Source organism: Paenibacillus sp. RC84, assembly GCF_041260495.1.
Lineage (GTDB): Bacteria > Bacillota > Bacilli > Paenibacillales > NBRC-103111 > Paenibacillus_F.
Map to the genome: position 1 here is coordinate 1 of NZ_JBGBYL010000013.1, position 23,462 is coordinate 23,462.

General features: G+C 52.5%; 21 protein-coding genes, 2 tRNA genes and 1 rRNA gene. 15 read left to right on the top strand and 9 right to left on the bottom strand.

Annotation, left to right across the window (positions count from 1 at the left end; genetic code table 11):
• The 11 genes from rrf to ABH899_RS25665 all read left to right on the top strand — a co-directional run.
• Positions 1–94, top strand: a 5S ribosomal RNA gene (gene rrf / locus ABH899_RS25615); the annotation flags it as partial.
• A 165-nt stretch (positions 95–259) separates the two neighbouring features.
• A complete protein-coding gene (guaB, locus tag ABH899_RS25620; protein WP_370001546.1) occupies positions 260–1,717 on the top strand; it encodes an IMP dehydrogenase in 1,458 nt (485 codons plus the stop codon).
• A 91-nt stretch (positions 1,718–1,808) separates the two neighbouring features.
• Positions 1,809–3,128, top strand: coding sequence for a D-alanyl-D-alanine carboxypeptidase family protein (locus tag ABH899_RS25625; RefSeq protein ID WP_370001548.1), 1,320 nt, complete (start codon positions 1,809–1,811; stop codon positions 3,126–3,128).
• A 115-nt stretch (positions 3,129–3,243) separates the two neighbouring features.
• On the top strand, positions 3,244–4,125 hold the full coding sequence (pdxS, locus tag ABH899_RS25630; RefSeq protein ID WP_009677085.1) for a pyridoxal 5'-phosphate synthase lyase subunit PdxS: 882 nt from the start codon (positions 3,244–3,246) through the stop codon (positions 4,123–4,125).
• A 29-nt stretch (positions 4,126–4,154) separates the two neighbouring features.
• Positions 4,155–4,727, top strand: coding sequence for a pyridoxal 5'-phosphate synthase glutaminase subunit PdxT (gene pdxT / locus ABH899_RS25635; protein ID WP_370001550.1), 573 nt, complete (start codon positions 4,155–4,157; stop codon positions 4,725–4,727).
• 89 nt (positions 4,728–4,816) lie between these two features.
• Positions 4,817–6,100, top strand: coding sequence for a serine--tRNA ligase (gene serS, locus ABH899_RS25640; RefSeq protein ID WP_370001552.1), 1,284 nt, complete (start codon positions 4,817–4,819; stop codon positions 6,098–6,100).
• A gap of 82 nt (positions 6,101–6,182) precedes the next feature.
• Positions 6,183–6,272: transfer RNA gene (locus ABH899_RS25645), tRNA-Ser, on the top strand.
• Positions 6,273–6,480: 208 nt separating this feature from the next.
• Complete coding sequence (locus tag ABH899_RS25650) at positions 6,481–6,831, top strand: hypothetical protein (RefSeq protein WP_009677036.1); 351 nt, start codon at positions 6,481–6,483, stop codon at positions 6,829–6,831.
• A 31-nt stretch (positions 6,832–6,862) separates the two neighbouring features.
• Positions 6,863–7,009, top strand: coding sequence for a hypothetical protein (locus tag ABH899_RS25655; RefSeq protein ID WP_016423741.1), 147 nt, complete (start codon positions 6,863–6,865; stop codon positions 7,007–7,009).
• A 42-nt stretch (positions 7,010–7,051) separates the two neighbouring features.
• A complete protein-coding gene (locus ABH899_RS25660) occupies positions 7,052–7,201 on the top strand; it encodes a small acid-soluble spore protein P (RefSeq protein WP_370001555.1) in 150 nt (49 codons plus the stop codon).
• 384 nt (positions 7,202–7,585) lie between these two features.
• Complete coding sequence (locus ABH899_RS25665) at positions 7,586–8,167, top strand: thioredoxin family protein (RefSeq protein WP_370001557.1); 582 nt, start codon at positions 7,586–7,588, stop codon at positions 8,165–8,167.
• 100 nt (positions 8,168–8,267) lie between these two features.
• Here the strand turns inward: ABH899_RS25665 and ABH899_RS25670 are convergent, their stop codons facing one another.
• The 9 genes from ABH899_RS25670 to ABH899_RS25710 all read right to left on the bottom strand — a co-directional run bounded on the left by ABH899_RS25670 (position 8,268) and on the right by ABH899_RS25710 (position 16,754).
• The gene (locus ABH899_RS25670; RefSeq protein WP_370001559.1) at positions 8,268–9,410 is read right to left on the bottom strand and encodes a hypothetical protein; all 1,143 of its coding nucleotides are present in this window, start codon (positions 9,408–9,410) and stop codon (positions 8,268–8,270) included.
• Entirely contained in the window at positions 9,400–9,948 is a 549-nt protein-coding gene (locus tag ABH899_RS25675; protein ID WP_370001561.1) for a hypothetical protein, read from the bottom strand. Before ABH899_RS25675 ends, ABH899_RS25670 begins: the two co-directional genes overlap by 11 nt.
• Positions 9,945–10,469 (bottom strand): RNA polymerase sigma factor, encoded by a 525-nt coding sequence (locus ABH899_RS25680; protein WP_009676999.1) that lies wholly within the window; start codon positions 10,467–10,469, stop codon positions 9,945–9,947. Before ABH899_RS25680 ends, ABH899_RS25675 begins: the two co-directional genes overlap by 4 nt.
• 170 nt (positions 10,470–10,639) lie before the next feature.
• A complete protein-coding gene (locus ABH899_RS25685) occupies positions 10,640–11,482 on the bottom strand; it encodes an ATP-binding cassette domain-containing protein (protein ID WP_370001563.1) in 843 nt (280 codons plus the stop codon).
• Positions 11,479–12,315 (bottom strand): hypothetical protein, encoded by an 837-nt coding sequence (locus ABH899_RS25690; RefSeq protein ID WP_370001565.1) that lies wholly within the window; start codon positions 12,313–12,315, stop codon positions 11,479–11,481. Before ABH899_RS25690 ends, ABH899_RS25685 begins: the two co-directional genes overlap by 4 nt.
• Positions 12,308–12,925 (bottom strand): RNA polymerase sigma factor, encoded by a 618-nt coding sequence (locus tag ABH899_RS25695; RefSeq protein WP_370001567.1) that lies wholly within the window; start codon positions 12,923–12,925, stop codon positions 12,308–12,310. The genes ABH899_RS25690 and ABH899_RS25695 overlap by 8 nt, the downstream gene beginning before the upstream one ends.
• 43 nt (positions 12,926–12,968) lie before the next feature.
• Positions 12,969–13,685, bottom strand: a complete 717-nt coding sequence (locus ABH899_RS25700; RefSeq protein WP_370001569.1) for a hypothetical protein — start codon at positions 13,683–13,685, stop codon at positions 12,969–12,971.
• On the bottom strand, positions 13,682–15,892 hold the full coding sequence (locus ABH899_RS25705; RefSeq protein WP_370001571.1) for an ABC transporter permease: 2,211 nt from the start codon (positions 15,890–15,892) through the stop codon (positions 13,682–13,684). Before ABH899_RS25705 ends, ABH899_RS25700 begins: the two co-directional genes overlap by 4 nt.
• Positions 15,885–16,754 carry an ABC transporter ATP-binding protein gene (locus ABH899_RS25710; RefSeq protein WP_218231370.1) on the bottom strand — a complete coding sequence of 290 codons (870 nt, stop codon included), beginning with the start codon at positions 16,752–16,754 and terminating at the stop codon, positions 15,885–15,887. The genes ABH899_RS25705 and ABH899_RS25710 overlap by 8 nt, the downstream gene beginning before the upstream one ends.
• 187 nt (positions 16,755–16,941) lie before the next feature.
• Between ABH899_RS25710 and ABH899_RS25715 the strand changes: the two genes are divergently transcribed.
• The 4 genes from ABH899_RS25715 to ABH899_RS25730 all read left to right on the top strand — a co-directional run bounded on the left by ABH899_RS25715 (position 16,942) and on the right by ABH899_RS25730 (position 23,359).
• Positions 16,942–17,018: transfer RNA gene (locus tag ABH899_RS25715), tRNA-Pro, on the top strand.
• A gap of 217 nt (positions 17,019–17,235) precedes the next feature.
• Positions 17,236–18,783 (top strand): CAP domain-containing protein, encoded by a 1,548-nt coding sequence (locus tag ABH899_RS25720; RefSeq protein ID WP_370001573.1) that lies wholly within the window; start codon positions 17,236–17,238, stop codon positions 18,781–18,783.
• A gap of 234 nt (positions 18,784–19,017) precedes the next feature.
• Positions 19,018–21,006: an FAD-dependent oxidoreductase gene (locus ABH899_RS25725; protein ID WP_370001574.1), complete on the top strand. Its 1,989-nt coding sequence runs from the start codon at positions 19,018–19,020 to the stop codon at positions 21,004–21,006.
• Positions 21,007–21,202: 196 nt separating this feature from the next.
• Positions 21,203–23,359, top strand: a complete 2,157-nt coding sequence (locus ABH899_RS25730; RefSeq protein WP_370001575.1) for a sensor domain-containing protein — start codon at positions 21,203–21,205, stop codon at positions 23,357–23,359.
• Positions 23,360–23,462: the final 103 nt, after the last annotated feature.

Sequence of the window (23,462 nt, forward strand, 5' to 3'; positions counted from 1 at the left end):
ACCACGCGTACCCATCCCGAACACGACCGTTAAGCCTTCCAGCGCCGATGGTACTTGGACCGAAGGGTCCTGGGAGAGTAGGACGTTGCCAAGCACAAATAAAACCTTTTCGAATGAGAGTTCGAAAAGGTTTTTTGTTATAGAAAAGAGACATGCTAGCAGGGAACGCCAAGATTGTCATGCTCTGCTTCTTGACATGAAAAAACGCCTTATGTATGATTGCAATAATATCTAAAGACAGAAGAGGAGGGCAAACCCTGTGTGGGATGCTAAATTCGCAAAAGAAGGATTGACGTTTGACGATGTACTTCTGGTGCCTCGTAAATCAAATGTGTTCGGTAAAGAGATTGATGTTTCCACCAAGCTTGCCCCGAAAGTGAAATTAAATATTCCTCTCCTCAGTTCAGCGATGGATACGGTGACAGAGGCCGCTCTGGCGATTGCAATCGCCCGTGAAGGCGGAATCGGAATTATTCATAAGAATATGTCCATTGAGCAGCAAGCCGGCGAGGTAGACCGGGTTAAGCGTTCGGAGTCCGGTGTTATTACGAACCCTTTCCACCTTACACCGCAGCATCATGTATACGATGCGGAAGCGCTCATGGCGAAGTTCAGAATCTCCGGCGTGCCGATCGTCGATGAGAATAAGAAACTGGTTGGGATTTTGACCAACCGTGATTTGCGTTTTGTTCATGACTACTCCATTAAAATTGAGGAAGTCATGACAAAAGAAAATCTGGTGACGGCTCCGGTTGGGACAACCCTGGAGCAGGCGGAAGGAATTCTTCAACAGCACAAGATCGAAAAGCTGCCGCTGGTGGATGACTCTTTTGTCCTGAAAGGTCTCATCACGATTAAGGATATCGAAAAAGCTATTCAGTTCCCTAATGCAGGCAAAGACGAATTCGGTCGTCTGCTGTGCGGAGCCGCAGTAGGAGTTTCCAAAGACGTGATGGAACGCGCCGCGGCACTTGTAGAAGCCGGAGCGGACGTGCTGGTTGTTGATTCGGCTCACGGTCATCATATCAACATCCTGGAGACGGTCAGAAAGCTTCGCAGCCAATATCCGGAGCTGACGCTTATCGCTGGTAACGTGGCTACCGGAGACGGAACGCGTGATCTGATCGAAGCAGGCGCTTCTATCGTCAAAGTTGGAATTGGCCCTGGGTCAATTTGTACAACCCGTGTTATCGCCGGTATCGGTGTTCCACAAATCACCGCTATCTACGATTGTGCGTCCGTTGCACGTGAGTACAACGTACCGATCATTGCAGACGGCGGCATCAAGTATTCCGGTGACGTAGTTAAAGCGATCGCCGCGGGCGCAAGCGCCGTTATGCTGGGAAGCCTTTTTGCAGGTACGGAGGAAAGCCCAGGAGAGTCGGAGATCTATCAAGGCAGACGCTTTAAGGTTTACCGTGGTATGGGTTCACTCGGAGCAATGAAAGAAGGCAGCAAGGATCGTTATTTCCAGGAGAACGAAACCAAGCTGGTGCCGGAAGGTATTGAAGGACGTGTAGCCTACAAAGGGCCGCTGGCCGATACCATTTATCAACTCGTTGGTGGTCTTCGTTCCGGTATGGGGTACTGCGGTGCTCCCGACATCCACACCTTGATCAACGATACAACATTTGTTCGTATCTCGGGTGCGGGTCTACGTGAAAGCCATCCGCATGATGTGCAAATTACGAAAGAAGCTCCCAACTACTCGTTGTAACTAGATTGTTTCGAGCCGTATAGGCGACCCCGGTTTCAGGACCGGGGTCGCCTTTTTTTTATGCCCGGGGAATGGTACAATAAGACACATCATGAATTTACAAATAGGAGTGTGTGAGTTGAAAAAATTTGGTTTCTGGAAAAGAAAAGTATCTTTGGCCCTCGTTTTTGCAATGCTACAAGTATCCTTCCTTCACATATTTGCGGTTACCGCGTTGGCGGCTGACGGCGAACCCGAATTGGATGTTAGATCTGCAATTTTGATGGAAGCGAGTACAGGACAGATTTTATTCGAGAAAAATGCCGATGAAGTCTTGCCTCCGGCAAGTATGTCCAAAATGATGACGGAATACCTGGTTATGGAAGCGATTCACAATGGCAAGCTCAAGTGGGAAGATACCGCCACGGCAAGCAAGTACGCGGCCAGCGTTATCGGATCCGGTCAGCTAATCGCGGAAGGCGAAACCCTGACCATCAAAGATTTGTTTTATGCGATGTCGATTTATTCTTCCAACGATGCTTCTATTGTTCTTGCGGAAAAGCTTGGCGGGTCGGAAGAAGGTTTTGCCAAGTTGATGAACGACAAAGCAAGAGAGCTCGGCATGTCGGATAAAGCCCAATTCATTAATGCGACGGGCCTATCCAGGGCAGATATTAAGGAGAATGCCCCTAAAAGTATTCAAGGGGAGACGGTGATGTCAGCGAAGGATGTAGCCATTCTCGCAAGACATCTGGTTACAGAGCATAAAGAAGTGCTGGAGTATACAAAGGTTCCTTCAAAAAAACTACGCGAATCAGATAAAAGTCCGATGATTAATTACAACTGGATGCTTGAAGGCAACAGCAGCAATGTGAATTTCAAGAAATATGCTTATCAGGGTCTGGACGGTCTTAAAACGGGGCACACCGATGAAGCTCTGTATTGCTTTACAGGTACGGCCGAACGCAACGGCATGCGCTTAATCAGCGTTGTGATGGGTGCTAAGACAGAGCCGGAACGTTTTAACCAGACACGCAAATTGCTGGACTACGGATTTACCAATTTTGAATTCAAAACGTTGGCTAAAGCCGGAACTGCTCTCGACGCGCAGAAAACCGTGCCGATTACAAAAGGCGTAGAACTGGAAGCGCCTGCTGTCCTGAAAAACGATGTAGCTTTTGCCGTGAAGAAGGGAACCGCGGATACGAAGCTGGAAACGAAGGTGGATCTGCTGGCAGCGGACAAACTGGTTGCCCCTCTCAAAAAGGGAGACAAGCTGGGTACAGCTACCCTGTCCTTCGGTAAAAACTCCGAAACGGTTGATTTGGTGGCCGAAAACGATATGGAAAAAGCAAGCTGGTTCCGGATGATGATGCGGGCGATCAAAAACTTGTTCGCAGATCTGTTCAACGGGGTTAAAGGCTTATTCTAAGCGGGTTCTCTCAGGAAAAGTTATTGTTTTCACGAACAGGTTCATGTAAAATGTTAGCTTAGAAGTTCATGAACGAAAAATCTAGCTAGGGATATAAATTCCAGGAGGATTTAATATGGAGACGGGTACTTCGCGCGTAAAAAGAGGCATGGCTGAAATGCAAAAAGGCGGCGTCATCATGGACGTCATGAATGCGGAACAAGCTAAGGTTGCAGAAGCTGCGGGTGCTTCCGCGGTTATGGCACTGGAACGGGTACCATCCGATATCCGTGCGGCAGGCGGCGTAGCCCGCATGGCGGATCCGACGGTTCTGGAAGAGGTTATGAAGGTTGTTTCCATTCCGGTAATGGCTAAAGCGCGTATCGGTCATATTGTAGAAGCACGCGTGCTGGAAGCGCTGGGTGCGGACTATATTGACGAGAGCGAAGTACTGACACCGGCAGACGAAGTGTTCCATATCGACAAGAAGGACTTCACCGTTCCGTTCGTATGCGGAGCGAAAGATATCGGCGAAGCTTTGCGCCGTATCAACGAAGGAGCTTCCATGCTTCGTACGAAGGGTGAACCGGGAACAGGCAATATTGTGGAAGCGGTTCGTCATATGCGTCTTATTCAATCTCAAATCCGGAAAATCCAGAGCCTGGCGAAGGACGAGCTGTATGCCGAAGCCAAAAACCTGGGTGCTCCATACGATCTGGTTCTATATATTCACGAGAACGGCAAATTGCCGGTCGTTAACTTCGCCGCAGGCGGTGTAGCGACTCCTTCCGATGCGGCTCTTATGATGGAGCTTGGCGCGGACGGTGTATTCGTAGGCTCCGGTATTTTCAAATCGGACAGCCCTGAGAAGTTCGCGCGTGCGATCGTAGAAGCGACTACACATTACAAAGACTACAAGCTGATTGCGGAGGTTTCCAAAAACCTGGGAGCCCCGATGAAAGGCATCGAAATCTCCAAGCTGCATGCTTCCGAGCGGATGCAGGATCGCGGCTGGTAATCAGCCGAGGCAGGAAGCGGGGAAGAACGATGAAAGTTGGCGTATTGGCTCTGCAGGGAGCCGTAGCGGAACATATCCGCCTGATCGAGGCGGTTGGCGGAGAAGGCATCGTTGTGAAGCGGACGGAGCAGCTTGCCGAACTGGACGGCCTGATCATTCCCGGAGGCGAGAGTACCACGATCGGCAAATTGATGAGACGCTACGGTTTTATCGAAGCGATTCGGGATTTTTCCAATCAGGGAAAAGCGGTCTTCGGCACGTGTGCCGGACTGATTGTGATCGCGGATAAGATTACGGGTCAGGAAGAAGCCCATCTGGGATTGATGGATATGACCGTGCAGCGCAATGCGTTTGGCCGGCAGCAGGAAAGCTTTGAAACCGATCTGCCTGTTAAGGGCATTGATCGGCCTGTAAGGGCCGTTTTCATCCGTGCGCCGCTTATCGATCAGGTCGGAAACGGCGTGGACGTGTTAAGCGAGTACAACGGGCAAATCGTGGCCGCCAGACAAGGTCATCTGCTTGCGGCTTCGTTCCATCCCGAACTGACGGATGATTCAAGCATGCACGCTTATTTTCTGGATATGATCCGGGAAACCCGTTAATTGATCCAAAAGCAGAAGCACCTCTTTTGCTCCATACGAGAGAAGGGTGCTTTTGTTCCATTTTTACAACTTTAGGAGGAGGAGTCTCCTTGTTTGATATTAAATTAATCCGTACCGACATAGAAACGGTTCAAACCGCTATGAAAAACCGCGGAGGCAAGCAGCTCGAAGAAGTTACGCGTATAGCGGAACTTGATGTGAAACGCAGAGAGCTGCTGCAGGAAGTGGAGCAGCTGAAGAACCGCCGGAACACGGTATCGCAGGAAGTGGCGATGCGTAAGAAGGCAAAAGAGGATGCGGACGATCTGATCGCCGAAATGAAAGGCGTGGGTGACCGCATCAAAGAACTGGATGAGGAGCTCAGGACACTGGAAGTCGAGCTGAATCACCTGCTTCTTTCTATACCGAATGTTCCTCATGAAAGCGTTCCGGTGGGGGCCACGGAAGAGGATAACATTGAGATCCGCCGCAATGGGAACGTTCCGGAGTTCGGATTCGAGGCGAAAGCTCACTGGGATCTGGCCATGGATTTGGGAATTCTGGATTTTGAAGCGGCCGGTAAAGTAACGGGCTCACGCTTCGTGTTCTATAAGGGTCTGGGCGCTCGTCTGGAGCGCGCTCTGATGAACTTTATGATGGATCTGCACAGTACGGAGCACGGGTATGAAGAAATGCTTCCTCCGTATATCGTAAACCGGGACAGCCTTACGGGAACCGGGCAGCTTCCGAAGTTTGAGGAAGACGTGTTCCATATCGAGAATTCGGAATATTTCCTGATTCCGACGGCGGAAGTGCCGGTGACCAATTACCACCGGGATGATATTCTTGCCGCGGAGCAGCTTCCGCGTAAATTCGTCGCGTTCAGCGCATGCTTCCGTTCCGAAGCAGGAGCTGCCGGAAGGGATACCCGCGGCCTGATCCGCCAGCACCAGTTTAACAAAGTGGAGCTGGTCAAGCTCGTCAAGCCCGAGGAATCGTACGAGGAGCTCGAGGAGCTCACTCAGAACGCGGAGCGCGTGCTTCAGCTTCTGAAGCTGCCTTATCGCGTTCTGACGCTCTGTACAGGCGATATCGGCTTCACATCGGCTAAGACGTACGATCTTGAGGTATGGCTGCCAAGCTCGGAAGCCTACCGGGAGATCTCCTCGTGCAGCAACTTCGAGGACTTCCAGGCGCGCCGCGCCAATATCCGTTTCCGCAGAGATGCCAAAGCGAAGCCGGAATTCGTACATACGCTGAACGGCTCGGGGCTTGCCATCGGACGGACGGTAGCGGCCATCCTTGAAAATTACCAGCAAGAAGACGGTTCGGTTACGGTTCCGGAAGTGCTGGTTCCTTACATGAATGGCGTTACGGTGCTGCGTAAAAATTAACACTTGTAAATAGAACTTTGATTGTGATAAAATTTCTCTGTTACAGTTACTGTCTTCTGTGATCGGAAGTCGGTAGCTTTCTGGAGAGGTGGTCGAGTGGTTTAAGGCAGCGGTCTTGAAAACCGCCGTGTCTGTGAGGGCACCGTGGGTTCGAATCCCACCCTCTCCGCCATTCAACTTTTATAAAATAAGACCTTACGAACTGCGGGCTTAAAGCGCCGCAGTTTTTTGCGTTTGTGTATATTCTTTTAAACCATTGGGAGTGCTTTGGTTGCCTTGAAGGAAGGCTGCAGCACGGAAATCACCCAGCTTTTGTCGCAGCGGGAAAAGAATAAGCGGACCACGCCTTGACGCATGTTAACGGTAGGGGGTGGTGTAGGATGATGATCAAGACGGAAAAGCCGTCTGTGGAAAGAGATCAGCTCGCCAAAGCTTGGATGGAGGAACTGCCCAATACGCTTCCCGAGTCCGATCATGCGCGCGTATGGCCCGATGAGGCTGACCCGCAGGCAATCCGGATTCATATCACGAACGCGGGCAGGACGCATTACACGTTCGATTTTAAATGTACTTACGTGGACTCGCGGGAAGTGAAGGTGGAACTGGTGGATGTGGAGCGTGATGACGTGCACGCGGATGAAACCAGCGAAATTATTCAGGGCCTTGTCAAGGATTATGTCCGGCATATTCACGAGTGTGCTCAAGTTCTGCAAGAGCTCACGCATGCGTAACTGCTTGTAGCCGAAATGGGGGTGGACTGATATGACCCGACAAAGAACGCGGGATAAGAATCTGCAAAATGTGGCCAAAGATTTGAATAAATCGGCTGTAAACAGTCATGATGCCCAGCAAATTCAGCAGCAGACCAATGACCGCCGTCATCAGGATGCTTTGAATCACGAAGAATAGAAGTGCAAAATTCCGAAAACGGACCGTTTGGGGTGAAAAAAGATGTCCAAGCCGAAGACGCAACCCGTAGGGGACGGCGTGACGCAGGAGGAACGGGAGAGATACAACACTCCTGCCAATGAGCCTCTGTCGGGCTCGAAGAAAGCGAAGAAACGGAATCATTCCCGCCAAAATCAGGGAGAAGGAAGTTAACGATAAAAGAAAAAACTTCGCGCGGAGTGCATAGCAATTGAGAACCGGGACATACTAGGATTGTCGGTGAACACAGAGAGGTGTGGTTCCGTTGGAAAAGTCAGCAGAACAATCATCTGAAGGTCATTCGAGCTTGTAAAGCCAAACTGGAGGAGATGTGCCAAAGACACCGGGACGTGTTCTAAAAGCCGTTTCACTGTGAAGGTTTGTGAACAGCAAGATGTAGAAGATCATCCAAGTAATCACCGACGGAAAGGAACCCTTAGGGGTTCCTTTTTCATTTTGATATGCATGAAATTTCTTACAATTTGGTAACAAACCGATTCTAACTTCGTCATAAGAGGTACTGATAAGGTATAGTTTATAGTCAAGGAGGGATGAATTATGGGATTTACGTTAGGAATTGGAGACGGGGCTAGGGATTTTCGTTTACAGGGTACGGACGGCAATATTTACACATTAGACAGTTTCCGGCACGCCAAGGCATTGGTTGTTTTCTTTACGTGCAATCACTGTCCGTATGTCCTGGGTTCAGAGGAGATCACGCGGCGCACGGCGGAGCAATTTACCGAACAAGGCGTCGCTTTCGTTGCGATTAACAGCAACAGCTCCAAGACTAACCCGGAGGATTCTTTTGAGAACATGGTCGAACGCATGGAGGAGAAGAAATTCCCCTGGGTGTATCTTCACGACAAGGGTCAGGAAGTTGCACTTGCGTACGGCGCTCTCCGTACCCCTCATTTCTTTGTGTTTAACGACAGGCGTAAGCTGGTCTACACAGGACGCGGAGTCGATAACCCGAGGGAAACCGCTAGCATGACCGTAAACAACCTCCAAGAGGCCCTAGAAGCGATTTCGGCAGGTAAACCTGTTCCTACCCCTGTCACTAACCCGATTGGCTGCAATGTCAAATGGGAGGGTCGTGACAAGCACTGGATGCCGGAGGAAGCCTGCGACTTGGTTTGAATGGCTAGCCGAGGGGATAGGCGCGCTTTTCCTGTCTCTAAATTCATGAAAAAGAAAATCCGCAGGGCAATATGCTCTGCGGAGCTTGGCGTTGGAATTTTTAAGATTTCCGGTTCGGGGAATTGAAGAGTAGGGTTAACCCGCCCCCGATTAGAACCAAGGCGACGATAAAGGTTTGGAAGTACGAGGAGATCGAATACGGCCAGTGCCAATCCGGATAATATCTCCGTAATACGTCGAGCAGTACTTCATTCGTCAGATAGTACAGGCCGATCAGAATGATGAGAAAGCCGATCTTGCGCTGATGGCGTTTGATTCCTTTAAAAATCGGCTTGTCTTCGACATATCCGAATTCTTGCCGGGAAATCAGCTGCAGGGCATCGAAAAAGCTGTAAAACCAGAAGATCGGAATCAGGAACAAAAAGAGCGAGAGGCGGAGGACATCCATAATATAAATGGAGAACAGGAAGCCTGCCATGATTTGAAGCCCTCTCATTTGAAGCCCGAGATACAAGTGGGCGGCGCCGGGAAATACGGCCAGAACGGTAGCGATCGTCTTGCTCCGTCTGCCTTCCTGACGGCTTTCGCTGAAGTCGTCGAAGAACGTCCGGTCCGTCAGCTCCATGCCGGCCTGTTTCTTTTCCAACTGCCGGACGGCATCAAAAAGAATATAGATCCAAAGCACGGGCAGCGCGAGCAGGAAGAAGAGAAATTCTCCGGTATGGGTGAGCGATGCCCCGAAGAAAATCACAATCGCTGCCCCGATAAAGAAGGTCATAGCGGAGAGCCCGCGGTACATCATGCCCAGCATGTAGTGGCCCAGGCCGGGAATAAAGGAAGCCAGGATAATCTTCCGGCGCTCCTCCCTGCGCTGCCATTCGTAGACGGCCGGATTGAATTCCGGAACGGCGCCAGGGCCGGGACGATGACTATGACCATGGCTGAAATCGTGTCCCGGGTTTCCATATTCATGGTAACCGGGAGGGGGATACGAAGGCCTGCTGCCGAGTGTAATAAACATGTCGACCATGTTAACGACCCAACATGCGGCCGCAAAGAGCAGGAGGAGGACGGCATAGTCTTTAGAGCCGTGCCCATCCACAACAATGAGAAAGGCCAAGGCGACCGGACCGAAGAAACCGGCTCCGTACAGGAAGGCCCTGAAAATGCGTTTTAAGTACAAATGCCCGAGTCCCGGTATAAACGAGAGCAACAGCGCGACTGTGTTGGATCTAGGGTTCAAGGGGATGTCCTCCTTTTGGTTTCTGGGCATGCAGAGAATCGAAGAAAGCGAAGGTCTGTTCCATAAGCTTATCGGACACCGGTGTAGCGAGCGGTTTCTTCTGTTCGGTGTGGACCAGGGAGAACTGGTCCGTCATGCGTCCGAACACGCCGGTGGTCATAAGCAGGAACGTCGCCGCGGCTGCTATAGCGTAATGGGTTAGGGCCGTCCGTCTCGGGGAGCGGGCTTTCCGGTGTTTTTTCGCTTCCGTCCGGTCAAGGCTTTCTTCGGGTTCTTCCTGTTTCTGTGCAGCCATCGGAGCCGCTTCCTGTACAACCGGCAGGCTGCCGCTTCGGGCTAGAATTTGATCGATCATGCGTTCAGTATCGGCCTCATCCGGAAGGGGAAGAGTCGGTGACAAGAATTCCAGGCATTCCGTATATAGCTCCAGGCAAAGATCACATTCATACAAGTGATCCTCCCAAAGGCCTCTCTGACGATCATCCGTAATTTCTCCGGCAATGTAAAGCTTCCATTCATCGCGGCTTCTATGACTCATTCGAACTCTTCCTCCTTCCAGTGCTGCTTAATCCACTGTTTTGCCCGGTATAGTTTGGATTTGATGGTCTGCACGGTGACTTCCTGCTCGTCGGCAATTTGCTGGTACGATTTATCTTCGTAGTAGAAGGCAATAATGACATCTCTATAGTTTTCGGGAAGCTCCTCCAATTTGCGCATAACAAGCGCCTGAAGCTCTTTGCTTAACAGCGGATCTTCGGTATCGGACCCACTCAGGGAGGGAGGGGGCATTGCTTCTTCCATGCCGTCGGTCGCTGTTTCCCGCTGGCGGTAGGCTTTGCGTTTGTAATCGATCGCTTTGTTGACGGCCACGCGGGAGATCCAAGCTTTCAAGCCTTTTACCTCGGTTTGGGGGAGGGAGGTATACATCTTGAGAAAGACTTCCTGCATGACGTCTTCCGCATCTTTGGGATGCCGGACGACCGAAAACACAATTTGAAACACGTAATTCCGGTAAGTCCGGACAACCTCACGAAAGGCTTCCTCATCTCCGGCAAGCATGCCTTGGACAAGCAGTTCCTCTTGCTGCGTTAAAATGTCTTTCTCCCTCCCCTCTCCATCACTATAGACGAAACGATTTGATTCGAGTTCTGCACTTCCGGTAAAAATATTTTTCCAGGTACAAAAAAACCGCCATCTGGTCGAACCAAGGGCGGAATTTTATAAAAAATTTACATTAGGCGCCGGGAGCGGATAAAGTACGCATCCTCGGTTGTCAGCGGGACTTGGACAAACCCCGGTGCGGGGCATTCGCGGCTGAATACCCGCCATTCGATGTGGTCTCCAACCAGCTTGCGGATCATTACGCAAGCCTCGTCGAAGAGGCAGGCATCAGCACGGGGAAGAATCCCCTGCCAAACACCGAGAGGAACTTGCCTCCAGGCTCCCGGCGTTCCGTAAAATTCCGGCTTGCCGGCGTTCAGCCATAGGAGCTGGTCGGCTTCCTGCCACTCGTTCAGCTCATGGGCCGCGATAAGGACGACACTGCCGCGGGCATGCCGGTACAAGAGGCGGATAACCGTTTTGCGCTCGATGGAATCCAGGTAGTTGAGAGGTTCATCCAGCAGCAGATAACGGGGAGAGCCGAGTAGAGCCTGCCCGATTGCCAGCCGCTGCTTCATTCCCTGGGAAAGAGACCCGATCCGCTTCCGTTTCACATCCTCCAGATGCAGCTCGCGCAGCAGCTGTTCTCCTTGAGAAGGATCGGCTCCTTTAAGAAGACACATGTAGTTCATCAGCCGGACGGGCGTCATGTCTTCATGAAGCTCCACATCGGTCGGCACATAACCGATCCGGCTCCGTATCTGGGGAAGCTGCTCCTTAACGGTTCCTTCCAGATAGCTGATTTCCCCTCCGTCGGGAAAATCAGCGGTAGCCAGCAGGCGGAGCAGAGTGGACTTGCCTGCTCCGTTCTTTCCGACGAGCAGAATCAGGCCGGGAGCTAGCGTCAGTTGATCTACATGCAGCCGGATATAGCCCTCGTAGAGACGGACGAGCTGATTAAGCCGGATCATGCCGACCGCCATCCCTGCACGCCTGTCAGCCGCAGACTTTTCCGATAGGCGGATAGAAGGAAAAGAACACCCGCCGCGATAAGCACCGCCTGAAGAATCAGTGCCCGGTTCCAGACCGGTCCGGTTAGTTCCCGGCGAAGCCACTCCTCCATGAACAGTTCTGCCCCCCAGCCTGTCAGAGCGGCCATTATAGCGGAGAGCATGCCGCGCTTCATCATAAAAAAAGCGGTCAACCCCGTGACGAGTAGAAGCGGAGCAATCCAGTCGAACAGAAAAGGAAGCGTCATCCAGGACCTTGAATAGCTCATGGTTGCAAACGTGTAGAGAGAGCCGATGAGGCCGAGCACCGCATTCGTAACGAGCAGAACGATTAAGCGGCTGAACATGAGCAGCGCCGGGGGATAAGGCGTGACGCTTTCGATCATGCGCATCCCTTCATTCCAGCTTCGGTACTGGTACAGAAAGCCGCAAACGAGCAGCAGCGGGAAAGCCAGCGAATAAGACGAGCGGCCCGGCAAAGAGCCGGCTATGGTGTAAGGCGAGTTCAGCAGCAGCAGCATGGCAAAGAGCAGCAGGCTAAGCAGCCAGAACCACTTGTTGTACATAAAAAGCTGGTGGCGGCAAAGCTTCCACAGGGACGGCCGCAGGTCCGCCGAATGTTCAGGCCGGGTTGTATCCGGACCGTTCTCGCGTATGGCATCGAAGTGGCTCTGAAGCCTGCCGAGCAGGTTCGCAGTATCTATGCGGTCAGGCGTTTTAACCAGGTATCCGTTCAGCAGGACAGCCGTATCTTTCTCCAGTTGGTCCAGCTCTTTATCGTCAGGTTCATACATAAGGGGTCCCCTCCTTGGTCGGTTTGCCGCGATTTTCTTTCCGTCCGCCGCCGGTATCGGTTAAGCTCCCGGCTTTGGGGCCGAGGAGAGCTTTGAGTTTACGAAGGCCGCTGTAAAGGTGAGTCTTCGTCGTGCTGAGCGGGATTTGCAGAACTTCCGTAATTTCTTGAAGCTTCAGATCATGAAAGAAACGAAGAATGACAATTTCCTTCTGAACTTCAGGAAGGGAGCGGAGGGCTCCGATAATTTCTTTGCGTGCCTCCTGCCGCTCGTAAATTTCAACAACCGAAGGCTGGGTATCCTGAGACTCGGGCGGTTCAGCCGTCAATTGCTGCTCGTTTCTGTAAGCTAGGCTTTTCCAGTAATCCCGGCATAGATTTAAGGCTACCCGGTACATCCAGGGTCGGATGTGATCGGGGATTTTCTGTTGCTGCAGCTGCTTGAGCAGACGCACAAATACTTCCTGGACCAGGTCCTCCGCCTTGCGGGGATCGTGCAGGGTCCGCTCGAGATAATGCTGAAGCGGTGCGTGATAGCGGTGCACAAAGGCCTCAAAAGCGGCCTGATCGCCGCGGGCCATGGCTTGGACCAGCTCTTCATCCGTAAGCATCTGTCTTCTCCTTTCTCCGGTCACGGTAATGGGGCCGGCTATATTATTCTTCTTCGGAGACAATCCAGCGGCTGCGGTCATGAACCGTATAGTTCAAGATTACGGTTAAAACGAGTGCAGCAGACAGCAGAACAAGGCGGTTCGGAAGAAAAAGATCCGGGATCTCCTTAGACTGCTCCTGAATATGGACCGTATAAATGGTGAAGTAAGGAAGCCAGCTCCCGTGTGAAAGAATATCGAGCATCCACAGGGCGAGCCCTGCAAAAAGTCCGGCGTAGAGCTTCTTGACCGTAAGCATAACTGTAAAGGTAAAAACGGCGATAAACAGCAGAGCCGGCAGCATCTGCAGCAGAAGCGGCATAAAGCTGTGTAAGGTACGCATAGAAGACTGACCGGCAGGGCCGTAAGAATACACCAGCGTTGTTACGGCACCGAATTTCGCCTGGTAGGCCGTAAACCAGGCAGCCTGATAGCCCGTGCAGACGGCAAGCAGGATCAGTCCTTTACGGGCCGCCATCCCTGTCAGGGACTGGGGAAAGGTCGCGTAAATTTCCAGGGGCCCTCCGAGCTCCCGATGAAACAGCGCGGCACAAAGCATGACAACGAGCGGGTAGAAGGCAAGCTCCCCGTAAAACAATGCATTGCCCGGCTGCTCCGGATCCGAGCTCCAGATAGCACATCCGAGCATAAGTACATAAAGAAGCGGAGGCAAGCCCCACATGCTTTTAAATCCTCTGAGGTCCTGCAGCCAAAGACTCACGATCCGAACACCTTTGCCCATTCCCGGTTCCAATCATCGAGAGTGACTACCGGATAGCGGAAAGGGGCGTCGGGAGCGCTAAGACCTTTTTTATAAAAAGAGGCCAGCACTTTTTTCACTTCTTCCGTTTTTCCCGCATCCAATGCCTCACGGACTTGAAGGAGAATATGGTTCTTGATCTGTTGGCCGAGACCCCGGTCGCCGGTCATTCGATCCTTCGGAAGAAACTGGTCCGAGAACTGAACGCTCCTGATTTGCTCCTCCGTAAGCTGAAGTCCGTCCCGATAATACAGATATAAAAACGCGGCACGGATTTCCATGAAAATGGAAGGCTTGATGGTCTCATCTGTGTTACCGTTCGCATCTTTGGAAACCTCAGCGTAACTGCTCTGGTAGGAGTCATCTCCGAACAGGAGAGCATAAGTGGTCCGAATACGCTGATAATCGTCCAGGTTGTGATTTCTGGATTCGTTGATATAATAGCTGCTTCCCGCAACCGCCGATTGACGGCTGTCCGGAGAAATCAGATTCCCGTAAGACAGGTACACGATGTTACGCACGGCGCTTAGATTTGTCTGCAGAAGAGCTTCATAATAAGCTTTCATCCTCAACATATCTTTCCAGAAAAGGTCGGCTTCCAGCCGGTTGCCCGGAGTTGTTTGCAGCTTGAGACTGCCCTTGGCGTCACTGAACTGAATAAGGTTTCCCGCTATGAAGGTCAGATGTTGTACACCCTTCTGCTCAAAATGCTGGATGCGCGCGGCACCTTGTTTTTCCGTAATAGAACCGTAGATGAGGTTGGAAAACCCTTTAAAAGTGACATCGAAATCGGCTGGCTGAGCCAGGGGTTGCGGTCCGCCGTAGAACAGCCCTTTTTTGCGCTCATCGGTAAGGTAGAGCGGTCCGTTGTTAGGTAAAGGATACCATGCTGCCGAATTGGGCAGGTAAAGATAAGGGTCCATGACGAAAGAAATAATCTGCTCACCCTGCTGCGGTCCGTATGTCCAATTGATTCCTTTGCTTTCATAGTTGAAGGTAAGCGTCTGGCTGCTTTTGGAGGAGTCAAAATGACGACTCTCGACGGAAACTAAATTGCCGTGGCGCGTAAACGATACAGGCTGATTATCGAGCAGCAATTGTTCCACGTGAAAATAATCATGCAGGGTAAATGAAACGTCGCCCTGGGGCAAATCCGCGGGCCGGAGCGACACTTTTACAGAGGCCCTGAGTCCATCCGAAGAAGCAGGGGCCAGCTCCATTTTGTAAGAAGAGACGGTAAACTGAGTAATCGTGCGCTGATTATAGACCGATTCTGTCGGTGCGTTCCGAAGTTGTTCCCGGTATGCCGCAAAATGCGGAGTCCAGAATCCCACATAGGTGTAATAAGAGCCCGCGGACAAGACGGTAAAAAGAATCAGGGCGCCCGCCCATCTGGCGCGTGTTCCGCTCGGACGGACCCATTTCAGAATCGTAACGCAAACGGTAAGCAGGACCAGGGTGAAACTGAGTACAAACCATCTGGCGAGCCAAGTTTCCCGTTCTTTTATCCACGGTCCCCATGCTTCATTGGCGTAGAAGGAATCGAGCGTTATCCCGCTGAGATGGAAGGGCTTCAGTACCCGCAGCTCCAGAATGCCGAGACGTTCGATAATGAATTGATCGATAAAAAACGTGCCGAAAACCCACGCGCAAAAGCCGATCAGATACACGATGCGGTTGCGGATGGAGATGGCCAGAAGCATAGCCAAGGCCAGAGTAACCATATAGGACCATTCGTACTGGACTGCGAAAAAGGAAAGCTCCCGAAGCATGATAGGCCTGCCGATGCCGTAGTGAAGGGCAAAGCACACATACACGACTGCCATGGCCGCCGTAAACAAGGAAAGATACAAGAGCCCGGCCGCATATTTCACGCTGAAAAGGACCGCAGGTGAGACGGGAAGGCCCGCCGTCCATTCGTAGGCTGTTTTGGCGGTATCCCTGCGGATAAGCAGGATGCCCAGCAGCATGGCCGCACCCAAAGTAAGCGTGTGCTTCACCTTATGAAAGTCATACACGTACAAATAAAGGTCCTGCGATACAGGAGGAGCGATTCCTGAGAGAGAGTAGACCATCCAGGCTCCGAACAGAACCGGGAGGACCAGAAGAACGGGATTGCTGCGCAGCAGCCGCAGTTCCAGCGAAAAAGCGCGCAGCCATCTATGCACGCCGGTCACCTCCGATCAGCGCGAGGTAGCCGTCCTCCAGCGTGGGCTTCACGGCTGCGGCATTCCCCGCGGGCGGGGTCGCCGACACGATGCGGCAGAGCATGCCGTGGTCGGTCCGGCGGGCGGTTACGACCTCATGCGGCTCATAGGCCGCAAATTCCCGCTCGCTGAGCTCCGTTTCCCAGACCAGACCCTCGGCGCACTCCTGCAGGCCGGCGAGACTTCCCGCGAAGGCGACGCGTCCACGGTGCAGCACCGCTACCCGGCTGCAGCTGCTCTCGATGTCCGCGACGATATGCGTGGACAGCAGTACCGTCCGGCTCAGGCTGGAGCGGTTCAGGAGATTGCGGAAGCGGACCCTCTCCTCGGGATCCAGCCCCGCCGTGGGCTCATCTACGATGAGCACCCTGGGGTCCCCGAGGAGAGCCTGCGCAATCCCCAGACGCTGTTTCATGCCGCCGGAGAAGGTTTTGATCTTGGCGCGCGCTTTGTCGGTCAGATTGACCTGCTGCAGAATCTCGCCGATCTGGGATTTGCGCTCACGGGCGCTTTTGATGCCTTTCATGACGGCCACATAGTCCAGAAATTCGTAGGCTGTGAGCTGCGGGTAGAGATGAAAATACTGGGGGAGATAGCCCGTGATTTTGCGGATATGCTCCGCATCCGAAAGCAGGTTCAAGCCTCCCACGCGAACAGTACCTTCCGTAGGCTCAAGCAGAGTGGACAAAATGCGCATGAGCGTTGTTTTGCCGGCGCCGTTCGGCCCGAGCAGGCCAAACATCTCTTGTCCGATCTCCAGGTTCACCCCGGTGAGAGCCGGGTGATTTTTATATTGTTTAGATAAATTGCGGATCTCAATCATGAGGATCTTCCTTTGTGAAGGTTTACTTTACGCGTATGTACTCTTTCAACGATAGAAGATGTAAAATAGTTTGGACGGCCGGGTGATTGCCGGCTTTTTACGGATCATTTTTGCGTAAGAGGAGTATTGAACTCTTTTGCCGCTGTGCTATAATATTTAGTATCGAATTGATCTATTTCCGAGTAATCGAGACGTGGCTCAGCTTGGTAGAGCGCTTGCTTCGGGAGCAAGAGGTCGCAGGTTCAAATCCTGTCGTCTCGACCATCATTTCCCCCATGAATTGGCTCATTCTCTAAGTACATGTACATACAGACCGCCGACAGGCGGTCTTTTTAGTATGCCGGGAAAGAGGGTTCCGACCCGCCTGACGAAGAAAAAACTTCTTCAATCGCCAAAATCTATCAAATTATCAATTTACCCCGTCCCCATGATTCGCTAGAATAGAAGAGCGGCATCATAATTCCGATCAAGGAGTGAGGGTATGAGAACTAGAACAGGCAAAATGTTGATCGGCGGTTTTTTAACGGCAGCTCTGCTGGCTTCAGGACTGGGCGGGAATGGCTATAAGGCCGCTGCGGCGTCCCAGACGTCCCCTTCCTATAAATCCGCGTTTAAGGACACCAAGGGCCACTGGGCTGAAGAAACGATCCGCTGGGCGTATGAGCACAAGATGACGGACGGTTATGCGGACGGCACGTTCCGGCCGGATAAGGCCGTTACCGAACCGGAGTTTCTGGCATTGCTGCTGCGCGCTTATAACAAAGTGGGGTCCGGAACGGCGGCAGGCTCCCAATGGTTCGATCCCTATTATACCAAAGCGGCTATTTATTCCTGGCCGTTGCTTAAGAATACAACTTCCCCTTATTTACGGGGAGATGCGGCCAGACTGATTGCGGCTACGCAGGGCAATCTGCTTTCAACCAAGGAAGCGGTGCAGCGTTTGCTGGATCAGGGCTTGTCTCAAGGCAAAACGGACGGGAGCGAGAACGGATTCCGCCCCGATGACGCTTTAACCCGCGCGGAAGCGCTGAAGTTCCTGCAAAATCTGCTCGGCGTGCAGAGCGATCTCGTCGCTGTCGCTTATTCGGAAAACCCGAATAATTCCGGCAGCGCCGGCGGGACCGCACCCGGTGGAACGGTCGCCGTGGTGGACAAGCCGGATAGTAACGGCAGCACTAAGACGGAAAGCCCGGAAGCCCGGCATTTTGTGATTGAGGGTGCGGCCGTAGGCGATACGGAAGCGGACCTGATCAAGCGGCTGGGCCAACCCGACCGCAAAGATACGGGAGGCAGCGGGCTGACCTGGTACATATACGACACCACGGACTACAAGCACTATCTGCAGGCGGGAATCAAGAACGGCCGAGTCGCCGCGCTGTATACGGTCACAGGTAATTGGACGGAAGCGAACGGAGTGACGACGCTTATGAACGAGGCGGCGGTCCGGATGAAAATGACAGGCGCCAAAGCTGTCCGCGGTACGGTCAAAAACGCGGTTTCGTTCGAGACGGACGGGCTGAATGTCAGCTTCTATTTCGACACGAACGACAACGGGAAGCTGATCGGCATGCTCGTCCAGGATACGTCCATGTCCGCCGCAAACAGCAGCTCAGGCACCTTAGCCTCGCGCAGTGAGGATCAGCGGATCGCCTACGAGAAGCAGACGTTCGATCTGACGAATGCCATTCGCGTCCGTCACGGCAAGACGCCGTTCGAATGGGACGCCTCTATCGCATCGACGGCCCGCAAGCACAGCGAGGATATGGCCGTGAACGGGTATTTCGATCATACAAACAAGCAGGGACTCTCTCCTTTCGAACGGATGGAGAAGGACGGGTTGAAGTTCTGGAGTGCGGCGGAGAACATCGCGTCCGGCTACTCGGGACCGATTGAAGTGGTGAACGGCTGGATGAATTCCTCCGGACACCGCAAAAACATAATGGGCGATACCACCCGCTTGGGCGTCGGAGTTTACTTCGGCGGCTCCATGAACGTATATTACACACAAAACTTTTATACACCGAGATAATGTAATGTGCATCTCATCTCCTGCGGGAAGACCCGTGGAGCGACGGGTTCCTGAGAAGGAACCCTTTTTTCCGGTTAAGGAACGGAACGGGCAGGCTGTCTCCCCGCGGGTTCGCTTGCGGACAGTCAAAATGAAACCTATCCTCGCCAAACTTCGTCTAAATAAGAGATTTATCGACGGCTTATTCACCAGGGGATTGAGGGGAACCTATTTCGCAGAAGGATGAGGTTGAAGATGACGCAAACGACGGATTCGAGAAAAAAAGAGAGTCAATCACGTACTTATCCCCGTAAGGGAATGGGATTAATAAGCGCTTTTTCTTTTCTGCTGCTGATCAGTTTAAGCTGGTGGGCCTGGTCGGCCTGGAAAGGGACGGATACGGTCAAGCCCGGTCAGTCCCAATCCGTCAAGAAAGTGGCCTCGATTAAAGCGCCCGAGTCCGAATACGACGTGATCGTCGCGGGTACGGACCCGGAAGGCATCACCGCGGCCGTATCGGCGGCCCGCAACGGGCAGAAGACGCTTCTCGTGGAGAACCGCGACCGGGTTGTGCTGGGGGGCTTATTCACCGAGGGCTGGCTTAACAGCCTGGACAACAGCTTCGCGCCCAACGAAGAAGGGAAATCCGACGCCGGCAAGTTTCTGAATGAGGGAATTTTCCTGGAATGGCGCAAGGGGATTGAAGGCACTTCGTTTGACGTGACAACCGCAGCCAACGCATTCTACGACCTGGTGCGGAAGGAGAAGAAAATCGACCTGCTGATGCATGCCAAGAGCTTTACGCCGATGGTGAACGGATCGCAGACCGTAACGGGATTGAATATCACGACGGCGGACGGCAAAGAACACAAAGTGAGTGCCCGGGCCGTCATTGACGCCACACAGGACGGAGACGTGGCTGCGGCCGCCGGCGTGCCTTTTACAATCGGACGTCAGGATCTTGGGGATGACAAATCGCTCATGGCCGTTACGCTTGTATTCCGTTTAAAAGGAATGACCGAAGAAATCTGGCAGCAGATGAAAAAGAACGGCGAGAACGATCCGCATCTGCTCAGAGGCATGGGCGCCGATGCCATGAGCGGCTGGGGATACTCGGCCATGTGGGATTACAAATCGACGAACCCCGAGCGGGTTCGCATGCGCGGCTTGAACATCGGCCGCCAGAACGACGGATCGATTCTGATCAATGCGCTGCAGATCTTCGGGGTTAATCCGCTAGACCCCGCTTCCGTCAAGGAAGGAATGGAAATCGGCCGTGCCGAGCTCCCGCATGTGCTGGATTATATGAAGAAAGAATTCCCGGAACTTGCGCCGCTCGAACTGGACGGCTCCGCTCCCGAGCTGTATGTCCGGGAAACGCGCCATATGATCGGCGAATACCGGCTTACTATGGTAGACGCGCTCGATAACCGCGATCAGTGGGACAAGATAGCTTACGGCTCCTACAACCTCGATATCCAGAGTACGGACGCCAAGTATCGCGGGGATATCGTTTTGAAGCCGAGTCAGTACGCCGTCCCGTTCCGGGCCTTGGTCCCGCAGAAAATAAACGGGCTGCTGGTGGTCGGACGTTCGGCGAGCTTTGATTCGCTGCCCCACGGATCCGCACGGACCGTCCCGGTCGGGATGGCGTCGGGTCAAGCGGCAGGTGCCGCGGCCGCGGTGGCGGCCAAAAACAAGGTCAGCTTCCGAGAGCTGTCCTTGTCGAAGCCGATGGTTACCGAACTGCAGGAAACCCTGGTGAAACAGGGCGTGCGCCTGGAGCCTTACAAATTCGCTGCACCGACGTATACCAAACATAAAGCTTACGAAGGCTTGAAAACTGCCGTAAGTCTCGGTATCGCCGCGGGAGGCGAGAAGAACGAGTTTCAGCTGGACGAGCCGTCCAACCCGCGGCGGTTTGCCAACCATTTTAACACGATGAAGACGGTGCTTGGCCGGACCTACCCCAAAGCCGTAAGCGGCGGCGCGGATGCGGCGGTCAAGGGATTGACCAAACCCGGAGACATCGCACTGACGTGGGATCAGGCGGCCTGGACCATATCTCAGGCGGTGGGAGCTAAAGTAAGACGGAGCGAATCGGCCGCTTATGTGTTGGAACAGAAGCTGGTCGAACCGGCGACTTTCGAAGCGATCGAGAACAAATCGAAGCTGACCAACGGAGAAGCTTATATGCTGCTGCGCGATGTGCTTAAAGCCCAAGCCGGGGTCGTTTACCGGTAGTAGAAAGTGCAGCGAAAACGAAATGAGTCATATTCGGAACCGGTCGTCATGTGCGGCCGGTTTTATTTCTTTTACAAAAATAAATTTATACTAAAACAAGAGAAATGTATCCCTTTAGTCTAGTAGATATCTGCTATAATGATAATAAATGGTAAATGTATGAAGGTTATAATTCCATAAGAAAGTGAGCACTTGAATGAGGCAGCTGAGGTCTAGTCCCGTATATCGGCACATTATCCGAAATGGCAAGGCTTATTTATTAACGCTTCTTGTACTCACTATCGTGAACAACTTGTTCTCGGTCGGACAGGACCACATGATTAAAGTGTTTATATTCCTGACGACCGTTCTATCCGCCGTATTCCTGAGAAAATCAGTTGTGCTGCAACATATCCTCGCTTCGATAGCCTATATTACCTTGTTTACTCTGCTTCACAACATCGACTATTTCAAACTTCCTTCCATCATGTATACTCTTCTGCTGCTGTATGCTTTCCTGCTTCCTGGATTGTGGGTACCGACGATTGTCGGAGCGGGCTTTCTGCTTTTTCTGCTCACCTATTCAAGCACGGTCCAGTTCGATTATCTCCGGGCCAATCTGGTCGGTGTCGTGTTTAATACGGTCGTTTATGCCGCATTAAGCTATTTCTTCAGGCAGATGATCATAGAACGCGATCGGCTTAAAGAAAGCGAGAACCGTTACCGGAGTTTGATCGAAATATGCCCGGAGCCGATTGTGGTCCAGCAGAAGGGCAAGCTTGTCTATGCCAATCCGGCTGCCGTCCAATCACTGGGTGCGGAAGACGTGAACAAACTTTTAGGGCGATCGGCCTTGAGGTTTCTCCATCCGGAATCACGCAAGAATGCCCTGGAGCATGTGAACGAAGTTTTGGAAAAAGGGGCTTCCGCCCGCATGGAGCAAAGGTATGTCCGTCTGGACGGTCAGGTAAGGAGCTGCGAACTGGTACTCGTTGCAACTAATTACGGGGGCAAGCCCGCGTGCATGAGTATCGGCAAGGACATTACGGAACGCAAGAAGGCCGAGGAAAAGATTAATCATATGGCTTACCATGACACCTTAACGGGGCTGCCTAACCGCAGCTACCTCAACGAGTGTCTATATATGGCGATCGAGAGAGCCGGGCAGATGGGATCGCAATTGGCGGTGCTTTTTTTGGACCTGGACCGGTTTAAAAATATTAACGATACCGTTGGTCATATATACGGCGATCTTCTGCTGAGACAGGTTGCCGAACGGCTGCAGGCATGTCTCGGTCCGTCCGATACCGTATTCAGGCACAGCGGGGACGAATTCGTCATTTTGCTTGAAGGGGTGACGGAAGAGGGCGTCCGTGTCCAGGCCCAGACGGTGCTGGATCAGTTTAAGCAGCCATTCCAGCTGCACGGGCACGAGGTCTATACGACGACAAGTATCGGCATCAGTATTTACCCGCAGGACGGCATGGACCGTGATGTACTGATCAAACATGCGGATATGGCTATGTACCTGTCCAAAGAAAACGGGAAAAATAATTACCAGTTTTACCGGGTGCACAACAACCGGCTCGCCCGGAAGCTTAAGCTGGAGAACGGGCTGCGCAGAGCCCTGGAGAAGCAGCTGTTTACCCTTCACTACCAGCCGCAAATTAACCTGGCCAGCGGAGAGATCGTAGGGATGGAAGCCCTGATTCGCTGGATGGACCCGGAACTCGGGGTTGTCACGCCAGGGGAGTTCATTCCGATCGCCGAGGAAACGGGGCTTATCGTGCCTATCGGCAAATGGGTGCTTCACACAGCCTGTCACCAGTACAAACAGTGGAGGGAAGCGGGACTGCCGGAAATCCGTCTGGCCGTCAATATCTCCGTAAGACAATTCCAGGATAAACAGCTCGTCTCAACCATCCAAAGCGTCCTCGAAGAATTCGACATGAACCCGGCTCATCTGGAGCTTGAAATTACCGAAAGCATCATGCAGAATCTGGATCAGTCTCTCGTGATTTTGACCGCATTGAAGAAGATTGGAGTCAAGCTTTCGATCGATGATTTCGGAACCGGCTATTCCTCCCTCTTCTTATTGGATAAACTGCCTATCGACCATATTAAAATCGACCGCACCTTCATAGAAGAAATCACGTTCAATGCCAACACGGAAGCTATTGTCCGAACCATCATCGATATGGGCCGGCATTTAAAATTCCAGCTTATCGGAGAAGGCATCGAACATGAGAGGCAGATTCATTTCCTCCAGGAGCATCAATGCACGATCGGACAAGGCTTTTTCATCAGTCCTCCGTTACCCAGCGAGAAGGCTGGAGAGCTTTTAAGCAGGAAACAGCCATTCGTTCAAGTCTGAAGACCTTTCGCCGACAAACAAATAAAATCCCCCGGCCAAGTAAGGCGCGGGGGATTTTGCTGTATTCGACCCTATCGGGAGTAGACGCCGAACGTTACGACGG